Origin of the sequence: Lachnospira multipara ATCC 19207, assembly GCF_000424105.1 — a bacterium.
In the GTDB taxonomy this organism is placed as follows: Bacteria; Bacillota; Clostridia; order Lachnospirales; family Lachnospiraceae; genus Lachnospira; species Lachnospira multipara.
Map to the genome: position 1 here is coordinate 202,094 of NZ_AUJG01000001.1, position 24,175 is coordinate 226,268.

The window sequence follows — 24,175 nt, forward strand, 5'->3', positions numbered from 1 at the left end:
TGACATTTTCATAAATAAAAAATAAGAGGTTAAATTATCTACATAGGGGGATGATAATTTAACCTCTTTTATTTATATTCACTATTTACAAGAATATGTGATTAAGCCCAAATTCTTAATGTAGAAATAAGCTTTTCCTTCTTGTCAGTATCAAGCTTCTGAACTAACTGAATAATTTCGTTGTCAAGAGCTGTCTTCTGATATTCCTTATCTACAGAACCTGCTAAGTAATCAAGTGAAACTCCTGTAAGTTCAGCATAGTATGAAAGCATTCTTAATGTCATAAGATTACGTCCATTCTCTACGTTACTGATATAACCAGGTGTTACGTCTAATGCCTTAGCAACATCTTCCTGTGTAAGACCGTGGGAAATTCTTAACTTCTTAACCTTTGCACCTAAATCGTTTTCCATGTTTGCAACCTCCAAAAAAAATAAAATAAAACGTGATGCAATGTTTCTAATAATTTTAAAACATTACCATTTAGTGTAGTACCTAAAGAATATACTACAAATCTTCTGAGTTTAAAAGTGAAAAATTTTAAACTAAATCCAATCTTTAGCTAAGAACAAATTGGGGATCTCTTAAGCTAAAGGCGCGAAAATTGGGGAATAATCGCGATTATATTATCAAATCAGAAGGGCAATAATGCCCTCTGATTTAGATATTAAAATTTGCTAAAACTAGATTTAACTTTCTATAATCTAGCATAAATAAATGTGTTTGAAAAGCAAGTAGATGAAAAATTACTTCTTGTTAGCTCTATATCTTGCTGTTGAATCAAGAATCTTCTTACGGATTCTTAAGTGAGTAGGAGTTACCTCAAGTAACTCGTCTGTATCGATATAATCAAGAGCCTGCTCTAAGCTTAATACCTTAGGTGGTACAAGTCTTAATGCTTCATCAGCACTTGATGAACGAGTATTAGTAAGATGCTTTGTCTTGCAGACATTAACTTCGATATCTTCTGTACGAGGGTTCTCACCGATAATCATACCAGCATAAACCTTCTCACCAGGTCCAACGAATAATGTACCACGATCCTGAGCATTAAATAAACCGTATGTAACTGTTTCACCATCTTCATAAGCGATTAATGAACCAGTCTTTCTATAAGAGATATCTCCCTTATATTCTTCATAACCTTCAAAGGATGAGTTAATAATACCGTTACCCTTTGTATCTGTCATGAACTCACCTCTGTAACCGATAAGACCTCTTGCAGGAATGTTAAACTGTAATCTTGTGTAACCACCGTTAATAGGTGTCATACCAAGAAGTTCACCCTTTCTCTGGCTTAACTTCTGGATTACTGAACCAGAGAATTCATCTGGAACATCGATATAACATAATTCCATAGGCTCGAGCTTCTTACCACGCTCATCAGTCTTAAATAAAACTTCTGCCTTACTTACAGCAAATTCATAGCCTTCACGACGCATGTTCTCAATAAGAACTGAAAGATGTAATTCACCTCTACCAGAAACCTTGAATGAGTTTTCTGAACCTGGGTTTTCTTCAACTCTTAAAGAAACGTCAGTGTTAAGCTCTCTAAATAATCTATCTCTTAAATGTCTAGATGTAACGAACTTACCTTCCTTACCAGCAAGTGGAGAGTCATTAACCATGAAATCCATAGAAAGTGTTGGCTCTGAAATCTTCTGGAATGGAATAGCTACAGGGTTATCTACTGAACATAATGTATCACCGATGTGAATATCTGCAATACCTGAAACAGCAACGATTTCACCAATTGTAGCTTCGTTAACCTCTACCTTGTTAAGACCCTGGAAAGTATAGAGCTTTGTAACTCTAACTCTCTTATGAACAGAAGGATCATGATGGTTAACAATCATAACCTCCTGATTTACCTTGATTGAACCGTTATCAATCTTACCAACACCGATTCTACCAACGAATTCGTTGTAATCGATTGTTGAAACAAGCATCTGTGTATCAGCATCTGGATCTCCTTCTGGAGCTGGGATGTTATCAACGATACACTGGAATAATGGTTCCATATCCTTCTTTTCATCATTTAAATCAGCCATAGCATAACCTGACTTAGCTGATGCGAAAATAAATGGGCAATCAAGCTGGTCTTCATTAGCGTCTAAGTCGATGAATAATTCTAAGATCTCATCGATAACTTCGTTTGGTCTAGCTTCTGGTCTATCAATCTTATTGATACAAACAATAATTGATAGTTCAAGTTCGAGTGCCTTCTGTAAAACGAACTTTGTCTGTGGCATAACACCTTCAAAAGCATCTACAACGAGAATAACACCATTAACCATCTTTAAAACTCGCTCAACCTCACCACCGAAGTCAGCATGGCCTGGAGTATCTATAATGTTAATCTTTGTATCCTTATAAGTGATAGCAGTGTTTTTAGAAAGAATTGTAATTCCTCTTTCACGTTCAATATCGTTAGAATCCATGACACGTTCTGCAACTTCCTGGTTAGCTCTAAAAGTACCACTCTGTTTTAAAAGCTCATCAACAAGAGTTGTCTTACCATGATCTACGTGGGCGATAATAGCGATATTACGAATATCTTCACGTTTTGTCCTCATTGTTTAGTCCTTTCTTCTTTATAAATACGAAATCTAATTTATTAATTAGCAAGTAGGGCTTAAAAATTAAGCCTGTTGTAATAGCAACTTTTTAATTCTATCATAATATTTTCAAATTACAATAGTCTAAAAATAGAAAATATTGTATCTTAATTAGTACAATAGTTAAACTAAAATTTTAAAGAAAAATTGTGTATACAATATTTTAAATGTATGCTATATTTAAGTAAATTTTACATAAGAAAATTCTTAATAAATAAGATAGTTATTAGTAAAAAAATGTATTTTGAACACAAAATCTACAAAGTTTTATTTTACACTATCTTTTAGTCAAGCAACAGAGAAAACAAAAGACGAGCTGTTGTTGATACTTTTTTTGGGATAAAGGAAGGAGAAAACGAGAAATGTTAGAGAAAATCGCAGAGAATAACAAAGTCAGAATAGTAGGAAAGGTTGTTTCGGATTTCCAGTTCAGTCACGAAAGCTTTGGTGAAGGTTTCTACATATGTAATGTAGCAGTTTCAAGACTTAGTGATATGGAAGATATTATTCCTATTATTGTTTCAGACAGATTATTTGATGTGCATTCAGATTGTAAGGGTAAGGATGTTGTTATTTTAGGTCAGTTTAGATCATATAACAGACATGAAGAGACAGGTAGAAAGTTATTATTATCTGTTTTCGTAAAGGAAATTATTTTTGCAGAAGAATTAGAAAATCATGATGAATTCAATGAATACTATGATTTATATGCAGCTGAGAAGCAGGAAACTGTAAAGGCAGAGGATGAGGAAACAGAAGAGCATCCACATAAGATTCCTTCTAATCAAATTTTCCTTGATGGTTTCGTTTGTAAGCCACCTGTTTATAGAAAGACTCCACTTGGTAGAGAAATCGCAGATTTATTAGTAGCTGTTAACAGACAGTACGGTAAGTCAGATTACATTCCATGTATTGCTTGGGGCCGTAATGCAAAATATGCTTCAGATATTAAGATTGGTGCTAACATTCAGGTTGTTGGTAGAGTACAGTCTAGAGAGTATTCAAAGAAGATTTCTGAGGACAAAACTGAGATTAGAGTAGCATACGAAGTTTCAGTAAGTCAGATTAAGAAAATTACAGAATAAAATATATACATTTAACTAGTTGTAATTGGTTGACATCGATATTTTCAAGTGCTATATTGACACTTGTAAATAAGAAGTTATTTACAATATAATTTAATAAGTGATAGGAATTTTATTTCTATATAAGGTAGAGGTTGCGTGATTTATTAGTAGCTATTAGGAGGACCCGGAGTCCTAAGAATAAGAGTGAAAGGAAATTTCGCCGAAGTGTAGATATGCCGGAGTATCTATGCTGGGAGTATGGTCAATAACCATGCGACTGTCATCATAAGATGGAGGGCTACTTAAGGATTAATTAATATTTAGGAAGATTCTTTAGGTGCCAGTCTATTTGACTGGCATTTGTTTTGCCTTAACCTTTACCTAGGTAATGAACTAGAACTTTTTAAATATTAAGTAGCCGCAAATGGCAGAAAGAGGAAAGTTATGTCAGTATTTACTGGAGCAGGTGTAGCAATTATTACACCTATGAAGGACAATGGTGAAGTTAATTATGAGAAGCTTGGAGAATTTCTCGATTTCCAGATTAACAATTCTACAGATGCTATTATTATCTGTGGTACAACTGGTGAGGCTTCAACATTAACTAACGAAGAACATATTGAAGCTATTAGATTTACAGCTGAATATGTTAATAAGAGAGTTCCTGTTATTGCAGGTACAGGTTCTAATTGCACAGAGTCAGCAATTTATTTATCTAAGGAAGCTCAAAAAGTAGGTGTAGATGGTTTATTAGTTGTAACACCTTACTACAATAAGACTACACAAAAAGGTCTTTATAAGCACTACAGTGCCATTGCTAAGTCAGTAGACTTACCAATTATTATGTACAATGTTCCAAGTAGAACAGGCTGCAATATTCAGCCAGAGACAGCTGTTAAGTTAGCTAAGGATGTTGAGAATATCGTTGCTATTAAGGCAGCTACAGGTAATCTTACACAGGAAAGTAAGATGATGGCATTAGCTGAAGGTAGACTTGATATGTATTCAGGTGAAGATGGACTTATTGTCCCACTTATGTCTATTGGAGCTAAGGGTGTTATTTCAGTATTATCTAATGTAGCACCAAAGCAGACACATGATATTTGTGCTGAGTTTATGGCAGGTAACGTTGAGAAAGCTAAGGAATTACAGTTTAAGGCTCTTAATTTAGTAGATGCATTATTCTGTGAGGTTAATCCTATTCCAGTTAAGCACGCTCTTAATTTAATGGGTTGGAATGTTGGTCCACTTCGCGCTCCTTTATGCGAAATGGAAGATGCTAATCTTAAGAGACTTGAAAGTGCCCTTAAGGAATACGGCGTACTTTAATAACTAAAGTATAATGATATAAAAGAGGTAGTAAATGACAAGAGCAATTATGCATGGCTGTAATGGCCATATGGGTAGAGTTATTACAGGAATTTGTGATAACGATAAGGACATTGAGATAGTTGCAGGTGTTGATCCATTTGATGATGGACATAACACATACCCTGTATTTAGCTCAATTAAGGATTGTAATATTGAAGCTGATGTAATTATTGATTTTGCAGCAGCAAAGGCTATTGATGCCTTACTTGATTATGTAGAGGAAAAGAAGGTTCCAGTAGTAGTTTGTACAACTGGTTTATCTGATGAACAGATAGCAAGAATTAAGGATGTTTCAACACGTGTAGCTGTTTTAAAGTCAGCTAACATGTCCCTTGGTATTAATACAATTTTCAAGCTTTTAAAGGAAGCTGCAAAGGTATTCGCACCAGAGGGTTTTGATATTGAAATTGTTGAGAAGCATCATAATAAGAAGATTGATGCACCATCTGGTACAGCACTTGCTCTAGCTGATTCTATGAAGGAAGTCTTAGATGATGATTACTTCTATAGATATGATAGAAGTCAGCTTAGAGAGAAGAGAAATCCTAAGGAAATCGGTATTAGTGCTGTTAGAGGCGGTACAATCGTTGGCGAGCATGAAGTATTCTTTGCTGGCGAAGACGAAGTAATCGAAATTAAACATACTGCTTATTCAAAGGCAGTCTTTGCAAAGGGAGCAGTTAGCGCTGCTAAGTTCCTTAATGGCAAGGGCGCTGGCCTTTATGATATGGGCGATGTAATTGCATAGAAATTAACTTGGCTGGCTGCTTTAAAGCCAGCCTTTTTATATAGCTTACAAGCTGGAATGTTAGTGCTAGTTACATTTAGAATTAGAGGCAAGTCATAATTAGAAAAATGTTCTTCTAAACAGTCATAAAGCAAAGCATAGCCTAGTCCTAAATTTCTCTTATTTTCATCAACAAAAACTCCGTAAATTGTAGCGTAAGATTTTTCAAAACTAATATTAATCACGGCAGCTGGTTCTTCCTCGTTAAAGCAGGCATTAAGAATCTGAACATCTTCATCTTCAATGCCATAGACCTCACTAGATTCAGAGCTTTCATCAGGTTCAAGAGCTTCACCAGATTTAGAAGCATCTTCTGCTGATAAATATAGATAATAATGTTGGTGATCTTCTGTAAAGGCGCAGTAGTGGTCGATTTTTAAGCTGTCCTTTGAAAGCGTCTCCTGATTAGTCACAAAATCCTCTTTCTTTAAAACATAGAGATACTCTGAATAAAGATAGTCAGAAACAAAGCTAGCATCCTTAAACTCATCCTCTAGTGGCATAATAAAGTTTGAGCTATTCTGCCAGTCAGAGATACACTTTCCAAGCAACTTAGTAAAACAGCCCTTGTGTCTATATTCTGGAAGGGTAAGAGCTGAGATTTCGAAAATGTTTTTGCTAGCCTCATCTAATTCTAAATCAGAAGTTACTGGCTTTTCAAAGTTAATTAAAAGGGCTCCAAGGTAGCTAATGATAGTGTCACCTTCAAAGAAAGCATAGCCTAGAAACTTAGGGTTGTACTGGTTTGAGTAGTAAGGCTCGTAGTCACTACATTTTCCTAAGAAGTCATTAAAAGCGGCTGAGATTGTTTCATCTATATAGTCTAATTTTTTGATTTCCATTATTGTTCCTCCAAAAATGTTTTTTATATGAATATTTGTCGCGCATTTTTAGAATTTAGCGGAAATTTTTACAGGTCAAATCACGACAAGTGGTTTTAAATACTAGGTATTGAGGCCTAGACCTTTCAAAACTTTTATTTACAAAATAGTTTAAATGCATTATGATTATATCATTGCCTAACAATAGGTTACAAGTTATAAGCAAGTTTGATTTCTTGGAAAAAGTTAAGCTACTTACTTGGTAGCTTATTTATATTTAAGGAGGACTTATGAGCAAAGTTGCGATTGTTACAGACAGCAATAGTGGTATTACACAAAAAGAAAGTAAAGAATTAGGAATAAGAGTAATTCCTATGCCATTTTTCATTGATGGTAAGGAATATCTTGAAGATATTACATTAACACAGGAAGAATTTTACATAAAGCTTGAAGGAGATGCTGATATTTCTACATCTCAGCCATCAGTTGGTGAATTACAGGATACATTTGATGAGGTCTTAAAGGATTACGATGAACTTGTATTTATCCCAATGTCTAGCGGTCTTTCAGGCACATGCCAGACAGCTACAATGCTTGCTGAGGATTATGATGGAAAGGTTTGCGTTGTTAACAACCAGAGAATTTCTGTCACTATGAGACAGTCAGCTATTGATGCACTTGAGCTTGCAAAGAAGGGTTATTCAGCTAAGGAAATCAAGGAAATCCTAGAGAAGCATAAGTTTGATTCAAGTATATATATCACACTTGAGACTTTAAAGTATCTTAAGAAGGGCGGAAGAATCACACCTGCAGCTGCAGCAATTGGTACAGTTTTAAACTTAAAGCCAGTTTTACAGATTCAGGGCGAGAAGCTTGATGCTTACACTAAGACAAGAGGTAAGGAAGCTGCTAAAAAGAAGATGATTGAAGCTATGAAAAATGACTTCGAGAATCGTTTTGCTAACTTCGCAAAGGAAGGTAAGCTTCATCTTGAGGCTGCATATTCAGGAAATCCAGAAGAGGCAGCAGAGTGGAAGGAATTATTATCTAAGGAATTCCCAGGATACGACATCCACATGGATCCATTATCCCTTAGTATCTCATGTCATATCGGTAAGGGCGCACTTGCAATAGCTGTGTCAGCTTATTTACCTGAGCTTGAGGCATAAAACTATTTTTACTTGCAATCAACATACATAGCATATATAATTGACTAAATTGTACGTGAATCTGGACTTATAGATTATACATTTTTAGGATTTGTGTATGGTTTATAAGGAGTTGTGTAGATGAAAATTGCAGTTAGATATTTTAGCAAAAGTAAGAATGAGAATACTAGAAAGCTTGCGAAGGCTATGTCAGAGGCCCTTGGAGTGGAAGCCCTTGATATAAGCCATCCAGTGGACAAGGACACAGACATTTTGTTTCTTGGAAACTCGGTTTATTACGAGGATGTAGATCCTAATGTGAAGTCTTTTATAGATAATCTTGAATTAGAGAAGGGGACGATTTATAATTTTTCCTCTTCCGCTATTAGAAAGTCCACTCACAGTCAGATAAAAAAATGTATAGAAGAGAGAAAGAGAAAGGGTGAGACAGGCCTAAAGCTTTCAGATAAGGAGTTCTTTTGCAAGGGTGAATTTGGCCTGATGCATAAGGACAGACCGAATAGTTGTGACTTAATGAGCATTAAGGATTTTGCTAAAAATGTAGTTGCAGCTTATAATTAAGAGCATTTCCAAGCAGGTAATACTTGCTTGGATTTTTTTATTTTAAGCTTTTGTTTAGCTAATGGGAAATTATGATGAATAAAAGAATTTACTCATGAGAATACATTTGTTAAAATAGTTAAAGTCAAAGGAATGGGAAAGGAGAAAACTATGGCACTTAAGGAACGTAAGGAAATTAATGATAAATATAAGTGGGCAGTTAATGACATATATGCTAGTGATGCTGCCTGGAAAGAGGATTTAGGGGAACTTGAAAAGTTAGTGGCTATCCCTTGCCAATATAAGGGCGAGATTGCCAAAGGCGTTGAAAATCTATACGCTGCAATTAAGGAATCAGATGAGGTGGATTATAAAGTCGAGAGAGTTTATGTCTACGCATTTATGAAATATTACGAGGACACATCAAATGCCCAGTATCAGGAGATGTCCGGAAAGGCCCAGGCTATAGCTGTAAAGATGGCAGAGAAGTACTCATTTTTAGAGCCTGAAATCTTGGCCATTGATGAAGAAACTCTTCGTGGCTACATAAAGACAGAGCCAATGTGTGAATACGCTCATTTAATAGAGGATATGCTTGCCACAAAGGAGCACTCTCTTTCAGATAAAGAGGAGGCGATTCTTGCAAAGGTTGCTAACGTAACTGGCGTCAGTGGTGACATTTTCTCAAAGTTTAATAACGCAGATGTGAAGTTTAAGAAGGTTACCGATTCAAAGGGCGAGGAGCACGACCTTACAAATGGCCGCTACGGAGCTTTAATGGAGAGTCAAGATAGAGAGCTTAGAAAGTCGGCTTTTGAGAACCTCTATGCTTCATATAAGGATAACATAAACACCATTGCAGCCATGTTTTATGGAAATGTAAAGCAGGCCGTATTTTATGCTGATGTAAGAAAATATAACTCAAGCCTAGAAAGATATCTATCCGGTTCTTTCATCCCTACTGATGTTTACAAAAGTCTCATAAACACAGTAAATGAGAATCTTGACTTAATGCATAGATATGTTTCTCTTCGTAAGAAGGAGCTTAACCTATCAGAGTTACATTTTTACGACATCTACGCTCCAATGGTGAAGGACTTTAACTGGGAAGTTTCCTATGAAGAGGCCAAGGAGATGGCTCTAAAGGCCCTTGCACCAATGGGGGAGGACTATGTTGAAATTGTTAAGTCTGGCTATGAGAATGGCTGGGTTGATGTTTATGAAAATAAAGGCAAGCGTTCAGGGGCTTTCTCTTGGGGCTGCTATGGAACACATCCATATATTTTCTTAAATTACACAGATACTTTAAATGATGTCTTTACTTTAATTCACGAGACAGGTCATGCAATGCACACTTACTACTCAAATAACACACAGCCTTATGTTTATGCGGGTTACAGAATTTTCGTAGCTGAGGTTGCATCAACTGTAAATGAGTCACTTCTTATGCAGTATCTTCTAAAGAATTGTACTGATAAGGAGCAGAAGAAGTATTTGCTAAATCACTATTTTGAGCAGTTTAAGGGCACACTTTATAGACAGACTATGTTTGCTGAGTTTGAAATGAAGGCTCACGAAATGGTGGAAAATGGCGGGGTTCTCTCAGCTAGCAATCTTTGCGAACTCTACAAGGGCCTTAATGAGAAGTACTTTGGCAAGGACATGATAATTGATGATAACATTGCCTATGAGTGGGCGAGAATCCCTCATTTCTACACACCTTTCTATGTTTACCAGTATGCAACAGGCTATTCTGCTGCAATCGCCATCTCTTTAAAAATCTTAGAAGGTGACAAGGAAGTTCTAGAAGGCTACAAGAAATTCTTAAAGAGCGGCAGCAGTATGCACCCAATCGAGCTTCTAAAGCTCGCCAAGGTAGACATGACAAAACCAGAAGTGGTCAGTGACGCCCTTAAGGTATTCAAGGATTTGTTAGATCAGTGGGAAGAGTTGTAATTAAAGGTTTTACAGTCTTTAAGGAACAAAAATTAATAGACTATAGATTAGTGGGAAAGCTGGCGCGAAAGCGCCAGCTTTTTTGCGGTTGGGGGGATTGTGCTGTATAGCCGGTTTGGCATGCTGTGAACCCGGGGATTTCTGCTGTTTAACGGGTTGGGTAGTCTGCAAACCCGAGGATTGTGCTGTTAACCGATTGTGCGTTCTGCAAACTGGTAATTTCTGCTGTATAGCCGGTTTGGCATGCTGCAAACCTAGGGATTGTGCTTAAAAACTATATTTAGCTCGATAAAAGGCACAGGCCCTTTTCTTGATTTTTGAATAAAAAAGACATGGTGTGCCTGTAATAAGCTTATATCCTCAATAAAAGCACAGGAATTTCAAGCTCTCATTAGTAAGAAGAGTAATCTTGTGCTTCTTTTTTAATAATAGCGGGAAAAAGTCACAAGAAATTTTTGGAGCTATAAATATAGAAGAAAAAATTGTGCTTGTGGAGCGAAATAAAAGAAGATATAGGCACAAACAAGCCTTTTTAGAATAGGAAAGCAAGTAGGAATCCCCGTAAAGCAGTGCCTGTAAATAAAGAAATCTCTCATAAAAGTCCAAAAAGTGAAATTGAAGAGCACGCGACTGGGGTCGCGAGGTTCGCCCCCGTTCACAACACAAAAAAAGAACAGAATCAAAGATTCTGTTCTTAACTGAAGAGCGCGAGACGGGGATCGAACCCGCGACCCCCTCCTTGGCAAGGAGGTGCTCCACCACTGAGCCACTCGCGCATGTCTTAGATTGTTGTGCTCTCAAGCACGAGTTATATATTACACAATATTAGATTTTTTGTCAACCATTTTTTTCAAAAAAATTCAAAAATACTAATAATATACAAACAATATGACGAAATATTAGTATAGGGGATTAACTTAGGGGTTATAATAATAGGTCATTCACTCCCATTTTAACTCAGTCGGGGTACAAGCTCCGACTGAGTTAAACGCTTTGCGAGGATGCGCACGGATTCGGACAGGAATTCGGGGCTGCTTCAGCAGACCCGAATCCGGCGCTAGACTTACGAGCGAGTCTTGACTTACAGAAAAATCATAAATAAAACACTTATATAGTAAGTTTCAATACATTTGTATAATTATTATTGACTTGCATGGAAACTACTCTCAAGTGTGCTAAAATTGTCTTGACTTTATTATTTTATAATCTACAATCTTATATGTGATTATAATAGAACGGAGTGTAAAATATGGCTTTTAACCCAATGAATATGTTGAAAATCAAGGATGCTTTGTCTAAATTTAGCGGCAATCATCCTAAATTTGTAGCGTTTATGTCTGACACTTTCTCAAGTGGCATTCCTGCTGATTCAATCATTGAATTAACAGTAACAAAGCCTGGTCAGAAAGCGGTTACAACTAATATCAGAGTTACTCAATCAGATTTAGAACTCTTAAATGAGCTTAAAGAATTAAGTAGATAATTAGTTTGAAAAGAGAGGCATTGTCATGAGCATATTTAAGAACCACAAGGAAGACCATAAAGGTTTAAATATCATTGTTGTGGGCGCAGGTAAGGTAGGCTCTACACTAGTGGAGCAGCTTTCAAAAGAAGGACATGATATTACGATTATAGATAAGAACAAGACAAGAGTTGAAGCTTTGTCAGGAATGTATGATGTTTTAGGAATCATTGGTAATGGTGCAAGTCTTACAGTACAAAAGAGTGCTAATGTTGCCGATGCGGATTTACTAATTGCTGTAACAGGTTCTGATGAGCTTAATTTGTTATGCTGTACAGTGGCTAAGCACGTTTCAGGTTGCTCAGCTATTGCAAGAGTTAGAACTCCAGATTACAGCGAAGAAACAGAATACTTAAGAAGTAAGCTAGACCTTGCTATGGTGATTAATCCAGAGTTTGAAGCAGCAAGGGAAATAGCAAGATTACTATATTTGCCAACAGCCTTGGAAGTGGATACATTTGCAAGAGGCAGAGCCGATATGATTAGATTCAAGGTACCTAAGGAAAGTCCAATGGTTAATAATCAGATTGCCAATATTTGCGGCGATTCAAAGACTGTGGGCTTGATTTGTGGAATTGAGCGAAACGACGAAGTTATTATTCCATCAGGTGCGGATGTAGTTTTAGCAGGAGACGTAGTTTCCTTTATTAGTTCAAGAGAAGAGTCTAAGCATTTCCTAAAGAAGTTTGGTTTTGAGACACGATCTGTAAAGAACACAATGATTGTTGGTGGCGGTCGTGCCTCATTTTATCTAACAAAACAGCTAATTTCTGCAGGCATTGAGACTAAGATTATTGAGAACAATGTTAATAGAGCCAAGGAACTTACTGACCTTTTACCAGAGGCTACAATTATTAACGCCGACGGAACTGATATGGAGGTTTTAAAGGAAGAAGGTCTTGAATATGTAGAATCCTTCGTGCCTTTAACTGGTATTGATGAGGAAAATGTTATGCTAACCCTTCATGCAAGACAGGTTAGTAACGCCAAAGTTATCACTAAGGTTAACAGAACAGCCTTTAAAAATGTAATCAATAGCCTAGACCTTGGTAGCGTAATTTACCCAAGATACATAACTAGTGAGGCTATTATTGCCTATGTTAGAGCCTTAAAGGAATCTATGGGAAGCGAGATTGAAACCCTTTATCACCTCTTTGATTCAAGAGCTGAAGGTATTGAATTTAATGTACGTGAGAATTCGAAGCTTACTAACAAGCCTTTAAAGGACATTAAGCTTAAGAAAGGCTTACTTATTGCCTTGATTAGTCGAAAGGGTAAGATAATTATTCCAACTGGTAATGACGAAATTATGGTGGGAGATTCAGTAGTTATCATTACAACTCATACAGGCTTTGATAGAATCGAAGACATTTTGGCATAAATTAAGAAAATGAATGAAATCGGAGTTTAATTATGAATAGTTCCATGATACGAATTGTGTTGGGAAATGTATTAAAAATCGAGGGAGTTTTAATGCTTATCCCAGTAGTGGTGGCCTTGATTTATGGAGAAAGTACAGTTCCTGCCTTTCTTATATCAGCTGCTCTAGCTATTGTAATAGGACAATTAATGGTAATAAAAAAGCCCAAAGATACCGTCTTTTATTTAAAAGAGGGTTGTGTTTCCACTGCTCTTAGCTGGATTTTTATGAGTATTTTTGGTGCCTTACCCTTTACAATAAGTGGTGAAATTCCTAATTATGTAAATGCGCTTTTTGAGACAGTTTCTGGTTTTACTACAACTGGTGCCTCAATTTTACTTGAGGTTGAAAGTCTTTCAAAAAGTATTTTATTTTGGAGAAGTTTCACTCATTGGATTGGCGGAATGGGAGTTTTAGTATTCCTTCTTGCCATTTTACCTATGACTGGTGGTTCTAATATCAATCTTATGAAGGCAGAAAGCCCGGGGCCTCAGGTAGGAAAGCTGGTTCCAAGAATTGGAAGAACAGCAAGAATCCTTTATGGAATCTATATCGGACTTACAGTAATTGAAATTATTATTTTACTTTTTGCAGGTATGAGTTTCTTTGACTCAATCTGTACATCAATGGGTACAGCAGGTACTGGTGGTTTCGGTATTAAGAATACAAGTATTGGTGGTTACAGCCCACTTATTCAGTGGATTGTAACAATCTTTATGATTTTATTTGGTGTAAACTTTAATGCTTATTACTATCTTTTATTTAAGCATTTTAGACAGGCCTTAAACGTAGAAGAAGTTAAGGTTTACATTGGAATTATTGTTGCAAGTACACTTGCTATTTGCATAAATATTGCCCATATGTTTTCAAATTTAGAGCAGGCCCTAAGAGCATCAAGTTTTGCGGTTGCCACAGTTATTACAACAACTGGTTATTCAACAGTGGATTTTGATACCTGGCCGGCTTTCTCAAAATTTATATTGGTAATACTTATGTTTGTAGGTGCCTGTGCTGGTTCCACAGGTGGTGGCATTAAGGTTTCTAGATTTATAATTAGCTTTAAGACTATTATTAAGGAATTCCATTCCTATATTCATCCAAAGTCTGTTAAGGCTATTAGAATCGAGGGAAAGACAGTAGAACATGAGACCCTTAGATCAGTTAATGTTTATTTCATGACTTTTATTTGCGTTTTCACGGTGTCTTGCCTTTTGATTTCCCTAGAGAATCAAGACCTAGTAACTACCTTCACATCCGTAGCTGCAACAATTAATAATATTGGTCCTGGTCTTGCAAATGTAGGACCGACCTGCAATTTTGCATCCTTTAGCGTACTTAGTAAATTCGTTTTTATCTTTGATATGTTAGCAGGAAGATTAGAGTTATTCCCAATGTTAATGCTCTTTAATCCAACAATTTGGAAGAGCACTTTCACATCTAGGATTAATCCTAGAAGAAGAAATTGGGAAGATTGCGATAAGGTTAGAAAATAATTTCACTGTAAAAACTTTTCTCAATATGCTAAAATTAAGTGCGGTAATTTCTCGTAGGAGAGACTTGAATTTATAGAAATAAGGTGCTTAATATGGATTTAGTTAATATTTTAGTGGCTGTCGTTTTACTAGTTGTTATAGTAGGAATGTTTTTGGCAGTGTCATATTTTCATAAAAAAGATGGACTTAGAGATGTCTGTAGCGGTAACTGTGCGTCTTGCGCTATGGCCGGACAGCATAATAAGGAGTGCGACAAAAAAGAAGAATAAAATTGGTGCTAGGAGGTAATTCAATCATGTATGAAGTTTTTAGAACTGATCATGGAGTTTTATCACAATTAGAACAGCCTAAGGAAGGTTGCTGGATCAACATGGTTGGCCCTACAAGCAGAGAGCTAAACGAAATTGCTGAAATGTACGAAATCGATTTAACCGATTTAGCTACAGCTCTTGATGAGGAAGAAAGCTCTCGTATCAGCCTTGAAGATGGATATACTCTTATCTTAGTGGATATCCCAACTCCAGAGGTTAGACATGAGAAGAAGATGTATACCACAATTCCTTTAGGTATTATTTTGAAATCAGATACGATAATTACGATTTGTAAGGAAGAAACACCTATTCTTACTTATTTTATTCGAAACAAGATAAAAGAATTTAGCACTAAAAAGAAGATGCGTTTTATCTACCAACTTCTTTATCGTTCCGCAGCAAGTTATCAGATAAACCTTCGTTTAATTGATAAGAAGCGAATCGAGATAGAAGAAAGAGTTATGGGAAACACAACTGATATGGATTTAATCGAGCTTCATGAATTAGAATCTACATTGGTTTATTTCGCCACATCTCTTAGGTCAAACAGCATCGTGTTAGAGAGACTTAGAAGATACAAAAGAATTGAACAATACCCAGAAGATATGGAATTACTTGAAGATGTAACCGTCGAGTATCAGCAGGCTATCGAGATGACCTCTATTTATCGAGATGTCATCGATGGTACAAGACAGCTTCTCTCATCAGTAATTGACAATAGACTAAATAATGTAATGAAGCGACTTACATCCCTTACCGTTTTAATGGCCATTCCAACCATTATTTCAGGATTATGGGGAATGAACACTGCAGAGAAATATATGCCATTTGCCACAGTTCCTTACGGCTTTGCCATAATCTGTATAGGCATCGTGGTGGTTTGTATTTTTGTAATTTGGTATATGAAGAAAAAGAAGATGCTTTAGCATAGATAATAAAAAAGACCTTAAGTTTAGTGAGTATAGAAACATCACGAAGACTTAAGGTCTTTATATTTTTATGAAAATGTATTGCGGCAGCAGCCCTTATTATTTTATATCTTAGTATTATAAGCCTATTACTTTAAATAAGGCCTGTCCTCATCAGCAATCAGCACATTTATTAGATATGCTGCAATTAGGCTAGTTTGAATCTCGTATTCTGCCCACTTTTGTGGAGCGTTTCCTACCTTATCAATGGTTAGAAGGCCGGTAATATTATTCATATCATTTCCAAGAACAATTTGAATTGTACATATAACATTTCGCTGATGCATAGCCTCACTAAATTCTGGTGCTACATCTGCAACTCTGCCAACAAAGCTAGATTCAAGAAACATTTTCTCACAAAGCATGCTCTTAAAGCCCGGACTCTTTGCGTAGAGGGCGTTAGAAGAGTTATCAAGAACCTGACCGAAAGTCCTGTAAAGCTCTAAATTCTCTCCTCTGTAAATGTTTACGCTATCCACATTAAAGGTCTCTTGTATGTGAGTTAAGAGGTCAGATATAGCTTGTCGTTTATTCTTTGCAAAATGCTCGATAACCTTAGAAATATAGCGTAATTCGTTAACCTCACGGCCGGAAACATTTTTCTTATCCGCACTTGTAATACTCTTAATATATGCCTCTTCGTGAATCTCTTTTCTATAGAAAACGTATCTATCGCGGCCCTTTTCCTTTGCAATATAGAGGCAAAAATCGGCTATTCTAAAGAGTTCGTCGTAGTTACTTGCATCCTTTGGATAGATGGAAGAACCAATAGAACAGGTTATGTTAAAGTCTGCAAAATCATTAATAAACTCCCATTTTATCTGGGTTCTAACCGCTCTTAGATAGCCTCGCAAAAGATTTTCATCAGTAATATCAAAAAGGATTATTAAAAATTCATCGCCGCCGATACGTCCAATAACTCCGCCATCACCAATGATTTCCTTAAGTTTCCTACCAATCCTTGCCAAAATCTTGTCACCATACATGTGACCATAAAGGTCGTTTACCTTCTTAAAATTGTCCACGTCAAGAATGAGAATGGCTAGATTTGTAGGATAGGCGTCCATGTAATTGTCGTGTTTGTGGTCATTATTAGCGGAAATCAGGCTCTTTGCATACTCTGTAATAGTCTTTTTGTTATAGACACCAGTTAGAGCATCGTAGGAAAGGTCGCTAATCATTTCGATAAGATTGCTATTTGTGTGAGCATTTTCATCAGTAAGAATCCTGCCGATAACAATCTTGTCGCCGTTATACTTGTTATAGACCATGCCTGTGAAAATGAGCTTCTCCATGATCTGCTTTTGGGTACGCATACTAGTTGTAATCTTTGCGCTAAAACTCTGTTCGTAGGATAGAATCTGCCCTACGAGGTTTTTAAATAGGCCGATGTCAGATTCTGCTATAAAGCCTTCATTTATCATGAATTCGCGCCACTGAATCAGGCTCATTTTATAGAGGGTGTCTTTTGAAAATATGTCATAACGGCACATTTTAAAAATGTCGTCAGTCATATCATAGGTGAAGGTGTATTCCTTTGTTAGGCCAAAGAGAGCCCGCCCCTTCTTAATGTCATCAAGTATAAGCTCATTAATATTTGCAAGGCTTTCAACATCGACCATTTCAATGTTTATCTCGCTTCTAGCAGATGAGGTCTTTTGGGCAAATAAAGTAATGAGATTTAGGCGCATTTCTCCCTTGTAATTTTTAAAGTGGAAAATTCCCTTTAATTCTTGTCCTTCATAGCTGTCTATAAAATCCATGAGATTAATTTTTTCTTCCTCGGCAACAAATTCTGTCAGGTTAGAAAATCTAGTATCACCAAAGTATTCTGTGAATGGCTTATTAGCTACAATAGCTAGATAATAGGCATCAATAGTAGCGATACGTCGATTCAATCTGTTGGATCTTTCATAATCATCAACGTAAATAGTATTATCACTCATTGATTTTCTCCTTTATAGAGTTTTGTTATATTTTGTTCACATTTCTATAATCACATTTTCCTAATATAATTATATAATATTGCAGCAATTAAGACAATAATACATTAATTGTTCGACAATTATATTAAAAAGTAGTAAATATCTTGGGGGTATATAGTATGGCATTAGTCCTTTGGTACCAATACTAAATATAGTGTTTATCTTTGACATGAACCGTGATATAATACAACATATAGGGAAGGCATGTGAATAAAATAAGACTATTACTTGATTTTGCAGACACAAGATGTAGTTTTATGCGCCTTTTATGACAAAAAAACTAAGAATAAAAAATCGGGGGTAAATTATGGAACGAGTAAAGTACAACAAAGTAGAAGTAAGACATGGTGATAGCCCAAAGCTTTTCCCAGTATATGAAATCTACTTAGATGGAGTAATTGTAACTAAGGTATCTTCTCAGGTAGAGGCAGAAGAGATGGTTTCTCGTTGGTCAGAAATTTATAAGTAAGAAAGTTTCATTTTGATTATGTTTCATAGCAAAAGTAGCTGCTAAGAATGCTAGATTAATTTAGCATTTGTGGCAGCTATTTTTATGTACACACAACATATAGTATTTTGCTATTGACTAAAAGCACAATATGTTGTACTATAATAATAGCTTAAGCAATACGAAGATTTGTCAAGAATGTTTTTAATTTAGATATTCTTGTAAGATGGTACCTAAAAAATAAACGATGTGATATTATAGAAAAGATGTCGTAAAGACAATTTTCGAGACATAAAATTATAAGGGGAGAGCAATTATGAAGATTATTAAACGTAGTGGTTCAGAAGTTACATTTGATATTGAGAAGATTGTTAATGCTGTAACTAAGGCCAACAATGAAGTCGTACATAGCGAACGATTATCATCAGAACAGATTCGTACTATTTCAGAGAATGTAGAACAGATATGTAATGAAATGGGTAGATCTCTTAATGTAGAAGAAATTCAGGATTTAGTTGAGAACCAGATTATGAATTTAAGAGCTTTCGCCGTTGCAAGAAAGTATATCACATACAGATATAAGAGAGCGTTGGTAAGAAAGTCTAATTCAACAGATGAACAGATTTTAAGTTTGCTTGAATGTAACAACGAAGAAGTTAAGCAGGAGAACTCTAATAAGAACCCAACTGTTAACAGTGTCCAGAGAGACTACATGGCAGGTGAGGTAAGTAAGGATATTACTAAGAGATTACTTCTCCCACAAGATATAGTAGAAGCTCATGAGCAGGGCTTAATACATTTCCATGATGCTGATTACTTTGCTCAGCATATGCATAACTGTTGCTTAGTTAACCTTGAGGATATGCTTCAGAATGGAACTGTAATTTCTGAGACTATGATTGAGAAGCCACATAGTTTCTCAACAGCATGTAATATTGCAACTCAGGCAATTGCTCAGATTGCTAGTTCACAGTACGGTGGACAGAGTATTTCACTTGCTCACCTTGCACCATTTGTACAGGTTAGCCGTGAAAAGTTTATTAAGCAGGTAAGAAAGGAACTCGCAGATACAGGGGTTGAAGCTTCAGAAGAGAAGATTCGTGAGATCGCTGAAATCAGAGTTCATGAAGAAGTTAAGAAGGGTGTTCAGATGATTCAGTATCAGGTAATCACTCTTATGACTACTAACGGACAGGCTCCTTTCGTAACAGTATTTATGTACCTTGATGAAGTTCCAGAAGGCCAGACAAGAGATGATTTAGCTCTTGTAACTAAGGAAGTTCTTCGCCAGAGAATTCAGGGCGTTAAGAACGAACAGGGTGTATGGATTACACCAGCTTTCCCTAAGCTTATTTATGTATTAGAGGAAGATAATATCCATGAAGGTTCTAAGTATTGGGATTTAACAAAGCTTGCAGCTGAATGTACAGCTAAGAGAATGGTTCCTGATTATATTTCAGAGAAGATTATGAAGCAGTTAAAGGTTGATGCTAATGGCGATGGTCAGTGCTATCCATGTATGGGTTGTAGATCATTCCTTACAACATACTTAGATGAAGATAACAAGCCTAAGTACTACGGTAGATTTAACCAGGGTGTTGTAACAGTTAACTTAGTTGACGTTGCTTGCTCATCTAACAAGGATGAAGAGAAGTTCTGGAAGATCTTAGACGAAAGACTTGATTTATGTAGAAGAGCACTTATGTGCAGACATTATAGATTAAAGGGTACACCATCAGATGTAGCTCCAATTCTTTGGCAGAATGGTGCGCTTGCAAGACTTAAGAAGGGTGAAACAATTGATAAGCTTCTTTACGGTGGTTATTCAACAATTTCTCTTGGATATGCAGGTCTTTATGAGTGTACATACTACATGAAGGGTACTAGCCATACACAGGAAGGCGGTAAGGAATTCGCCCTTAAGCTTATGAACTATCTTAATGATACATGTAAGAAGTGGGCTAAGGAAACTAATATCGACTTCTCATTATATGGAACACCACTTGAATCAACAACTTATAAGTTTGCTAAGTGCTTACAGAAGAGATTTGGTAAGATTCCAGGTGTAACAGATAGAAATTATATTACTAACTCATATCATGTACATGTAACTGAGGAAATCAACGCATTCGATAAGTTAAAGTTCGAATCAGAATTCCAGAAGTTATCTCCAGGTGGAGCTATTTCATACGTAGAAGTTCCTGATATGAATAATAATATTCCAGCTGTTCTTTCAGTTATGCAGTACATTTACGATAACATTATGTACGCAGAGCTTAATACTAAGTCTGACTACTGTCAGGTTTGTGGTTACACAGGTCAGATTCAGATTATCACTGATGATGATGGTAAGCTTGTTTGGGAATGCCCTAACTGTAAGAATAGAGACCAGGACAAGATGAATGTAGCAAGAAGAACTTGCGGTTACATTGGTACACAGTTCTGGAATCAGGGTAGAACTCAGGAAATTAAGGAAAGAGTTTTACACTTATAAGATTAGTGTTGGAAGAGTCTGCAAACCAGACTAGAATCCTAAATTAATAGATAACGCAATAAACTAAAAAGCTCCTAGTCAGAAGATATGTAATCATATATTTGATAAGCATATAAAAGGCTAGGAGCTTTTAATATTTTACAGGGACTATTTTAACAATGGTTTTGCAAAATTACCTTGTTTCACCTATATATTTCGTTTATTATATATATTGGGTTTAGCAAAAAATTATGAAGGTTTGATATGAAAGAATTACAAGATTATAACTATGAGCAGGGGATTATAGATCAGATTGAGCTTATGGATAAGATTAGATTTGAGAATCCCTTAAAGACAATTGAATTAGCGTGTGATTTTAAGAAGATAGCAGAGAAGAATTCTGATATTAATCTTATGGGTTATGCTGACTTTTATATAGCCGATGCCTATTTAACTCTTGGGGAGTTTGATAATGCCATTAACTATTTTAATAAGGCAGCAAGAGAGTTTGAAGCAGTAGATAATATCTATAAGAGAGGTGGCTGTCTTAATAGCCTAGGGATTCTCTATGCCACAAGAGGCGAGATTGTTTATTCTCTAGATAACTTTAAAGAAGCAGCAAGTCTTGCAGAGAAATCAAAGGATGATTTCGTTGCAGCCCTTGCCTATGAGAATTATGCCGAGATTAGTGATAATATCAAGGATTCTAACATATCAATGGAATATGCTATGAAGGCTTATAAGCATATTTTAAAATGTAATCAAAACCCACGACAAAAGACTATTGAGATAATTATTCTAACCACACTAGCTAAGCTTTATTATAGATTTGGTCTCTATGATGATACCAAAAAGAAGATTGACCAGATTGAGGATATTGTAAGGAAACATCCTGATGAGAAGCTTTGCGTGGATTTTTATATTACAAAGTTAATCTATACTAACAAGGTATCTTCTTCTGAAGAGGAGAAGGAGGTCTGTCTTAAAGAGGCGGTTAAGGCCTACTATGATACAGAGTATAAGGTAGATTACTTTTTGTACATTTTCGACTTTTTACATTTTCTAAAAAGGACGGATAGAAAGGACATCCTACTACCTTTAGTGGAGGATTTTGATGAGTCTGTTAAGGGCATGGATTTCCCATATATTCAGACTAGAATCTTGGATTTTAAGATTTCCCTTTACGATGAGGAGAAGGACAAGGATAAGCTCTATAAGGAGCTAATTAGATATAGAAGATATAATAACAGCTACAAGATGCTTACTACTAATTCCATTAGAAAGTACATTAGCATTCAGAACTCCCTTGAGGATTCAAAGAGGGCTAATGAGCTTTTAAAGGAGCAGGTAGGAATTGATGAGCTAACAGGTCTTTCTAATAGATGGAGGCTTAGCTCAAAGGTGGAGGCACTGCTTACTAGAGCAGTAACGGAGAAGAAGAATTACGCCGTTGAGATGTTAGATATCGATCATTTTAAGCAGATTAATGATGAAAATGGACATCACGTTGGAGACCTATGTCTTATAATTGTTGCCACAGCCCTAAAAGCAATCGAATCAAATGATATTTATTGCTTTAGATACGGGGGAGATGAATTTTTAATATTCTATTTAGGATATTCCGATGAGAAGATTCTTGAGATGGCCAATAATTTAAGAGATTCAATCTTAGAGATGTCAGAATTAAGAGATTTGCCTTATGTCTATATTTCTCAAGGTATATGCAGTGGAATCCCAGAGAAGAAATCCAAGGTTTGGGATTACTCTTCAAAGGCAGATACAGCCATGTATTCAGCTAAAAGAGGCCTTGGCAAACATATTAAATTAGTAAATTGCACAGAATAAAAATGACCTTTCAAAGCCCCTAAGGGCCTTGAAAGGTTTTTCTTTTATCTTAAAGTATCCAGCAATGATTAAAGGTCGATTTGTGAAACTAGGGAAGCGCCTCCATTTTCATGAAGATAAAAGCCGCTCTGTCGAAGTCTTGCCTGGCTTTCATTAGCTTCGTTAGTAAATCTAAAATCGTTGTTTGTTCTTCCCAAATATATAGCACCAACGTCTGCCTCCTTCAAACTAAGCAAACGTGATTGTCCATCCTCATCCATAACCCAGACTCTTAATTTCTGGTAAATTTCGTCGGCCTCGTCAATCCATGCATTTCCGTCTGAGTCATATTTTGCAAGGTCTGCAAAGCCGTCGCCGCTGCTAGCGCCAAAAAGCTCACTAGCGTCTGTAACTTCTCCATCTTCATTTAAATCAAGTGCTAAAAAGCCCTGATTTGAATTTAATCTGTTGTGTTCTTCTGCTATTCCGTCCCCATCTAGATCAAAGTAAAAATGTTTGTCGCTAATCATGTCAGGGTTGTCATCTAGACTTATAACAAGGGGGTCTGTAAGTATTTTGTCAAAGGTTTGTAAGCTACTAAACTGGCTAATTTGCTGAAATTCTCTGCTGAAACTAACATCTAGATTAAAGGAAATGTTACGCCCGTCCTTTGTAACTGCACTTCCCGTTGTTGAAAAGCTTACAGCCTCTTTTTCGTAGTAGCTGTAGCTTTGGTTAGTTTCAAGGGTCCAAACCTGATAGCCCTGATTAAATGAAAGATTTAGGTAATTCGTATCTAGTTGGCTTGTACTCTTGCTGTTTAAAGTACTGTCATTTCCTATAGTTTGGTTTGAGGAAAAGCTATCTCCTGTAAAGCCCTCGCTAGTAATTGAATCAAAGTCCCTGTAAAAAAGACTTCTTAGCATAAATTCGTGAAGGTAGGCTAGTAGGCTTTGATAGATTTTCTGCTCTGAAATTAAGTAACTCTCATTTAACTTTGTTTGGGCATTTAGCCTGTTAGTGTTTTTAACTTTTGTGTCTGATTCTACATTTTCTTCCACAGTTTCTTCGGAGTAATTGTGTAGGTTATTTAGCTCATTCTTTGTGTAATTAGCATATTGATCTAGACCGTTACCACAGTAAGCCGACTCAGCTTCATTTCTTAAAAAGTAATCATAGCTTTCGCTAAAACAAGTTGTCTTTGTAGCCATTTCAACCGTTGTCTTGTGAGTCTTTGAATAGCCCTTCTGGTCTAGATAATTCCTATTGGATGCCATAGAAATGTTGCTCTGGGAAATTATCATTTGTATCCACCTTTCGTAAGAGAATTGCAATGAACACAAACTCGTCTTACCTAATATATATCGGCTATTTTGACCTAATATTTACTTAAAAAAATCTG

19 protein-coding genes, 1 tRNA gene and 1 riboswitch are annotated in these 24,175 nt (G+C 36.2%); of the genes, 14 read left to right on the plus strand and 6 right to left on the minus strand.

Annotation, left to right across the window (positions count from 1 at the left end; all coding sequences use genetic code 11):
- Positions 1 to 101: 101 nt before the first annotated feature.
- Together G600_RS0100880 and typA are read right to left on the minus strand one after the other, a co-directional pair.
- Positions 102 to 413, minus strand: a complete 312-nt coding sequence (locus G600_RS0100880) for a helix-turn-helix domain-containing protein (protein ID WP_027430244.1) — start codon at positions 411 to 413, stop codon at positions 102 to 104.
- Between the two features lie 333 nt (positions 414 to 746).
- On the minus strand, positions 747 to 2,576 hold the full coding sequence (gene typA / locus G600_RS0100885) for a translational GTPase TypA (RefSeq protein WP_027430245.1): 1,830 nt from the start codon (positions 2,574 to 2,576) through the stop codon (positions 747 to 749).
- Between the two features lie 404 nt (positions 2,577 to 2,980).
- On the opposite strand from typA, the gene G600_RS0100890 reads away from it, so the two are divergent.
- The 3 genes from G600_RS0100890 (at position 2,981) to dapB (ending at position 5,804) form a co-directional block, all read left to right on the plus strand.
- Positions 2,981 to 3,703, plus strand: coding sequence for a single-stranded DNA-binding protein (locus G600_RS0100890; RefSeq protein WP_027430246.1), 723 nt, complete (start codon positions 2,981 to 2,983; stop codon positions 3,701 to 3,703).
- Between the two features lie 120 nt (positions 3,704 to 3,823).
- Positions 3,824 to 3,994, plus strand: a riboswitch (Lysine riboswitch).
- A gap of 135 nt (positions 3,995 to 4,129) precedes the next feature.
- Positions 4,130 to 5,014 carry a 4-hydroxy-tetrahydrodipicolinate synthase gene (gene dapA / locus G600_RS0100895; protein ID WP_027430247.1) on the plus strand — a complete coding sequence of 295 codons (885 nt, stop codon included), beginning with the start codon at positions 4,130 to 4,132 and terminating at the stop codon, positions 5,012 to 5,014.
- A 34-nt stretch (positions 5,015 to 5,048) separates the two neighbouring features.
- A complete protein-coding gene (gene dapB / locus G600_RS0100900) occupies positions 5,049 to 5,804 on the plus strand; it encodes a 4-hydroxy-tetrahydrodipicolinate reductase (protein WP_027430248.1) in 756 nt (251 codons plus the stop codon).
- Here dapB and G600_RS0100905 read toward each other — a convergent pair.
- The gene (locus G600_RS0100905) at positions 5,777 to 6,685 is read right to left on the minus strand and encodes a GNAT family N-acetyltransferase (protein WP_027430249.1); all 909 of its coding nucleotides are present in this window, start codon (positions 6,683 to 6,685) and stop codon (positions 5,777 to 5,779) included. The two genes, dapB and G600_RS0100905, sit on opposite strands and share 28 nt — an antisense overlap.
- Before the next feature lie 269 nt (positions 6,686 to 6,954).
- Between G600_RS0100905 and G600_RS0100910 the strand changes: the two genes are divergently transcribed.
- The 3 genes from G600_RS0100910 to pepF all read left to right on the plus strand — a co-directional run bounded on the left by G600_RS0100910 (position 6,955) and on the right by pepF (position 10,329).
- The gene (locus tag G600_RS0100910) at positions 6,955 to 7,833 is read left to right on the plus strand and encodes a DegV family protein (protein WP_027430250.1); all 879 of its coding nucleotides are present in this window, start codon (positions 6,955 to 6,957) and stop codon (positions 7,831 to 7,833) included.
- Positions 7,834 to 7,953: 120 nt separating this feature from the next.
- Entirely contained in the window at positions 7,954 to 8,394 is a 441-nt protein-coding gene (locus G600_RS0100915) for an NADPH-dependent FMN reductase family protein (RefSeq protein WP_027430251.1), read from the plus strand.
- A 150-nt stretch (positions 8,395 to 8,544) separates the two neighbouring features.
- The gene (gene pepF, locus G600_RS0100920) at positions 8,545 to 10,329 is read left to right on the plus strand and encodes an oligoendopeptidase F (protein WP_242826336.1); all 1,785 of its coding nucleotides are present in this window, start codon (positions 8,545 to 8,547) and stop codon (positions 10,327 to 10,329) included.
- Between the two features lie 704 nt (positions 10,330 to 11,033).
- Here the strand turns inward: pepF and G600_RS0100925 are convergent.
- A tRNA-Gly gene (locus G600_RS0100925) sits at positions 11,034 to 11,105 on the minus strand.
- Positions 11,106 to 11,578: 473 nt separating this feature from the next.
- Between G600_RS0100925 and G600_RS0100930 the strand changes: the two genes are divergently transcribed.
- From G600_RS0100930 to G600_RS0100950, 5 genes are all read left to right on the plus strand, one after another.
- Positions 11,579 to 11,812 (plus strand): hypothetical protein, encoded by a 234-nt coding sequence (locus G600_RS0100930; RefSeq protein WP_034245087.1) that lies wholly within the window; start codon positions 11,579 to 11,581, stop codon positions 11,810 to 11,812.
- 25 nt (positions 11,813 to 11,837) lie between these two features.
- Positions 11,838 to 13,232 carry a Trk system potassium transporter TrkA gene (gene trkA / locus G600_RS0100935; RefSeq protein ID WP_034245090.1) on the plus strand — a complete coding sequence of 465 codons (1,395 nt, stop codon included), beginning with the start codon at positions 11,838 to 11,840 and terminating at the stop codon, positions 13,230 to 13,232.
- 32 nt (positions 13,233 to 13,264) lie between these two features.
- Entirely contained in the window at positions 13,265 to 14,764 is a 1,500-nt protein-coding gene (locus G600_RS0100940) for a TrkH family potassium uptake protein (protein WP_027430255.1), read from the plus strand.
- 92 nt (positions 14,765 to 14,856) lie between these two features.
- The gene (locus G600_RS15580; protein ID WP_155885903.1) at positions 14,857 to 15,033 is read left to right on the plus strand and encodes a FeoB-associated Cys-rich membrane protein; all 177 of its coding nucleotides are present in this window, start codon (positions 14,857 to 14,859) and stop codon (positions 15,031 to 15,033) included.
- Positions 15,034 to 15,059: 26 nt separating this feature from the next.
- Positions 15,060 to 16,001 carry a magnesium transporter CorA family protein gene (locus G600_RS0100950; protein WP_027430256.1) on the plus strand — a complete coding sequence of 314 codons (942 nt, stop codon included), beginning with the start codon at positions 15,060 to 15,062 and terminating at the stop codon, positions 15,999 to 16,001.
- A 131-nt stretch (positions 16,002 to 16,132) separates the two neighbouring features.
- On the opposite strand, the gene G600_RS0100955 is transcribed toward G600_RS0100950, so the two are convergent.
- Positions 16,133 to 17,989: a GGDEF domain-containing protein gene (locus G600_RS0100955; RefSeq protein WP_027430257.1), complete on the minus strand. Its 1,857-nt coding sequence runs from the start codon at positions 17,987 to 17,989 to the stop codon at positions 16,133 to 16,135.
- Positions 17,990 to 18,335: 346 nt separating this feature from the next.
- On the opposite strand from G600_RS0100955, the gene G600_RS15585 reads away from it, so the two are divergent.
- The 3 genes from G600_RS15585 to G600_RS0100970 all read left to right on the plus strand — a co-directional run bounded on the left by G600_RS15585 (position 18,336) and on the right by G600_RS0100970 (position 22,794).
- Positions 18,336 to 18,497: a hypothetical protein gene (locus G600_RS15585; protein WP_155885904.1), complete on the plus strand. Its 162-nt coding sequence runs from the start codon at positions 18,336 to 18,338 to the stop codon at positions 18,495 to 18,497.
- A 295-nt stretch (positions 18,498 to 18,792) separates the two neighbouring features.
- Complete coding sequence (gene nrdD / locus G600_RS0100965) at positions 18,793 to 20,970, plus strand: anaerobic ribonucleoside-triphosphate reductase (protein WP_027430258.1); 2,178 nt, start codon at positions 18,793 to 18,795, stop codon at positions 20,968 to 20,970.
- 243 nt (positions 20,971 to 21,213) lie between these two features.
- Entirely contained in the window at positions 21,214 to 22,794 is a 1,581-nt protein-coding gene (locus G600_RS0100970) for a GGDEF domain-containing protein (RefSeq protein ID WP_027430259.1), read from the plus strand.
- A gap of 68 nt (positions 22,795 to 22,862) precedes the next feature.
- On the opposite strand, the gene G600_RS14850 is transcribed toward G600_RS0100970, so the two are convergent.
- Positions 22,863 to 24,077: an SMP-30/gluconolactonase/LRE family protein gene (locus tag G600_RS14850; RefSeq protein ID WP_051195298.1), complete on the minus strand. Its 1,215-nt coding sequence runs from the start codon at positions 24,075 to 24,077 to the stop codon at positions 22,863 to 22,865.
- Between the last annotated feature and the right edge of the window lie 98 nt (positions 24,078 to 24,175).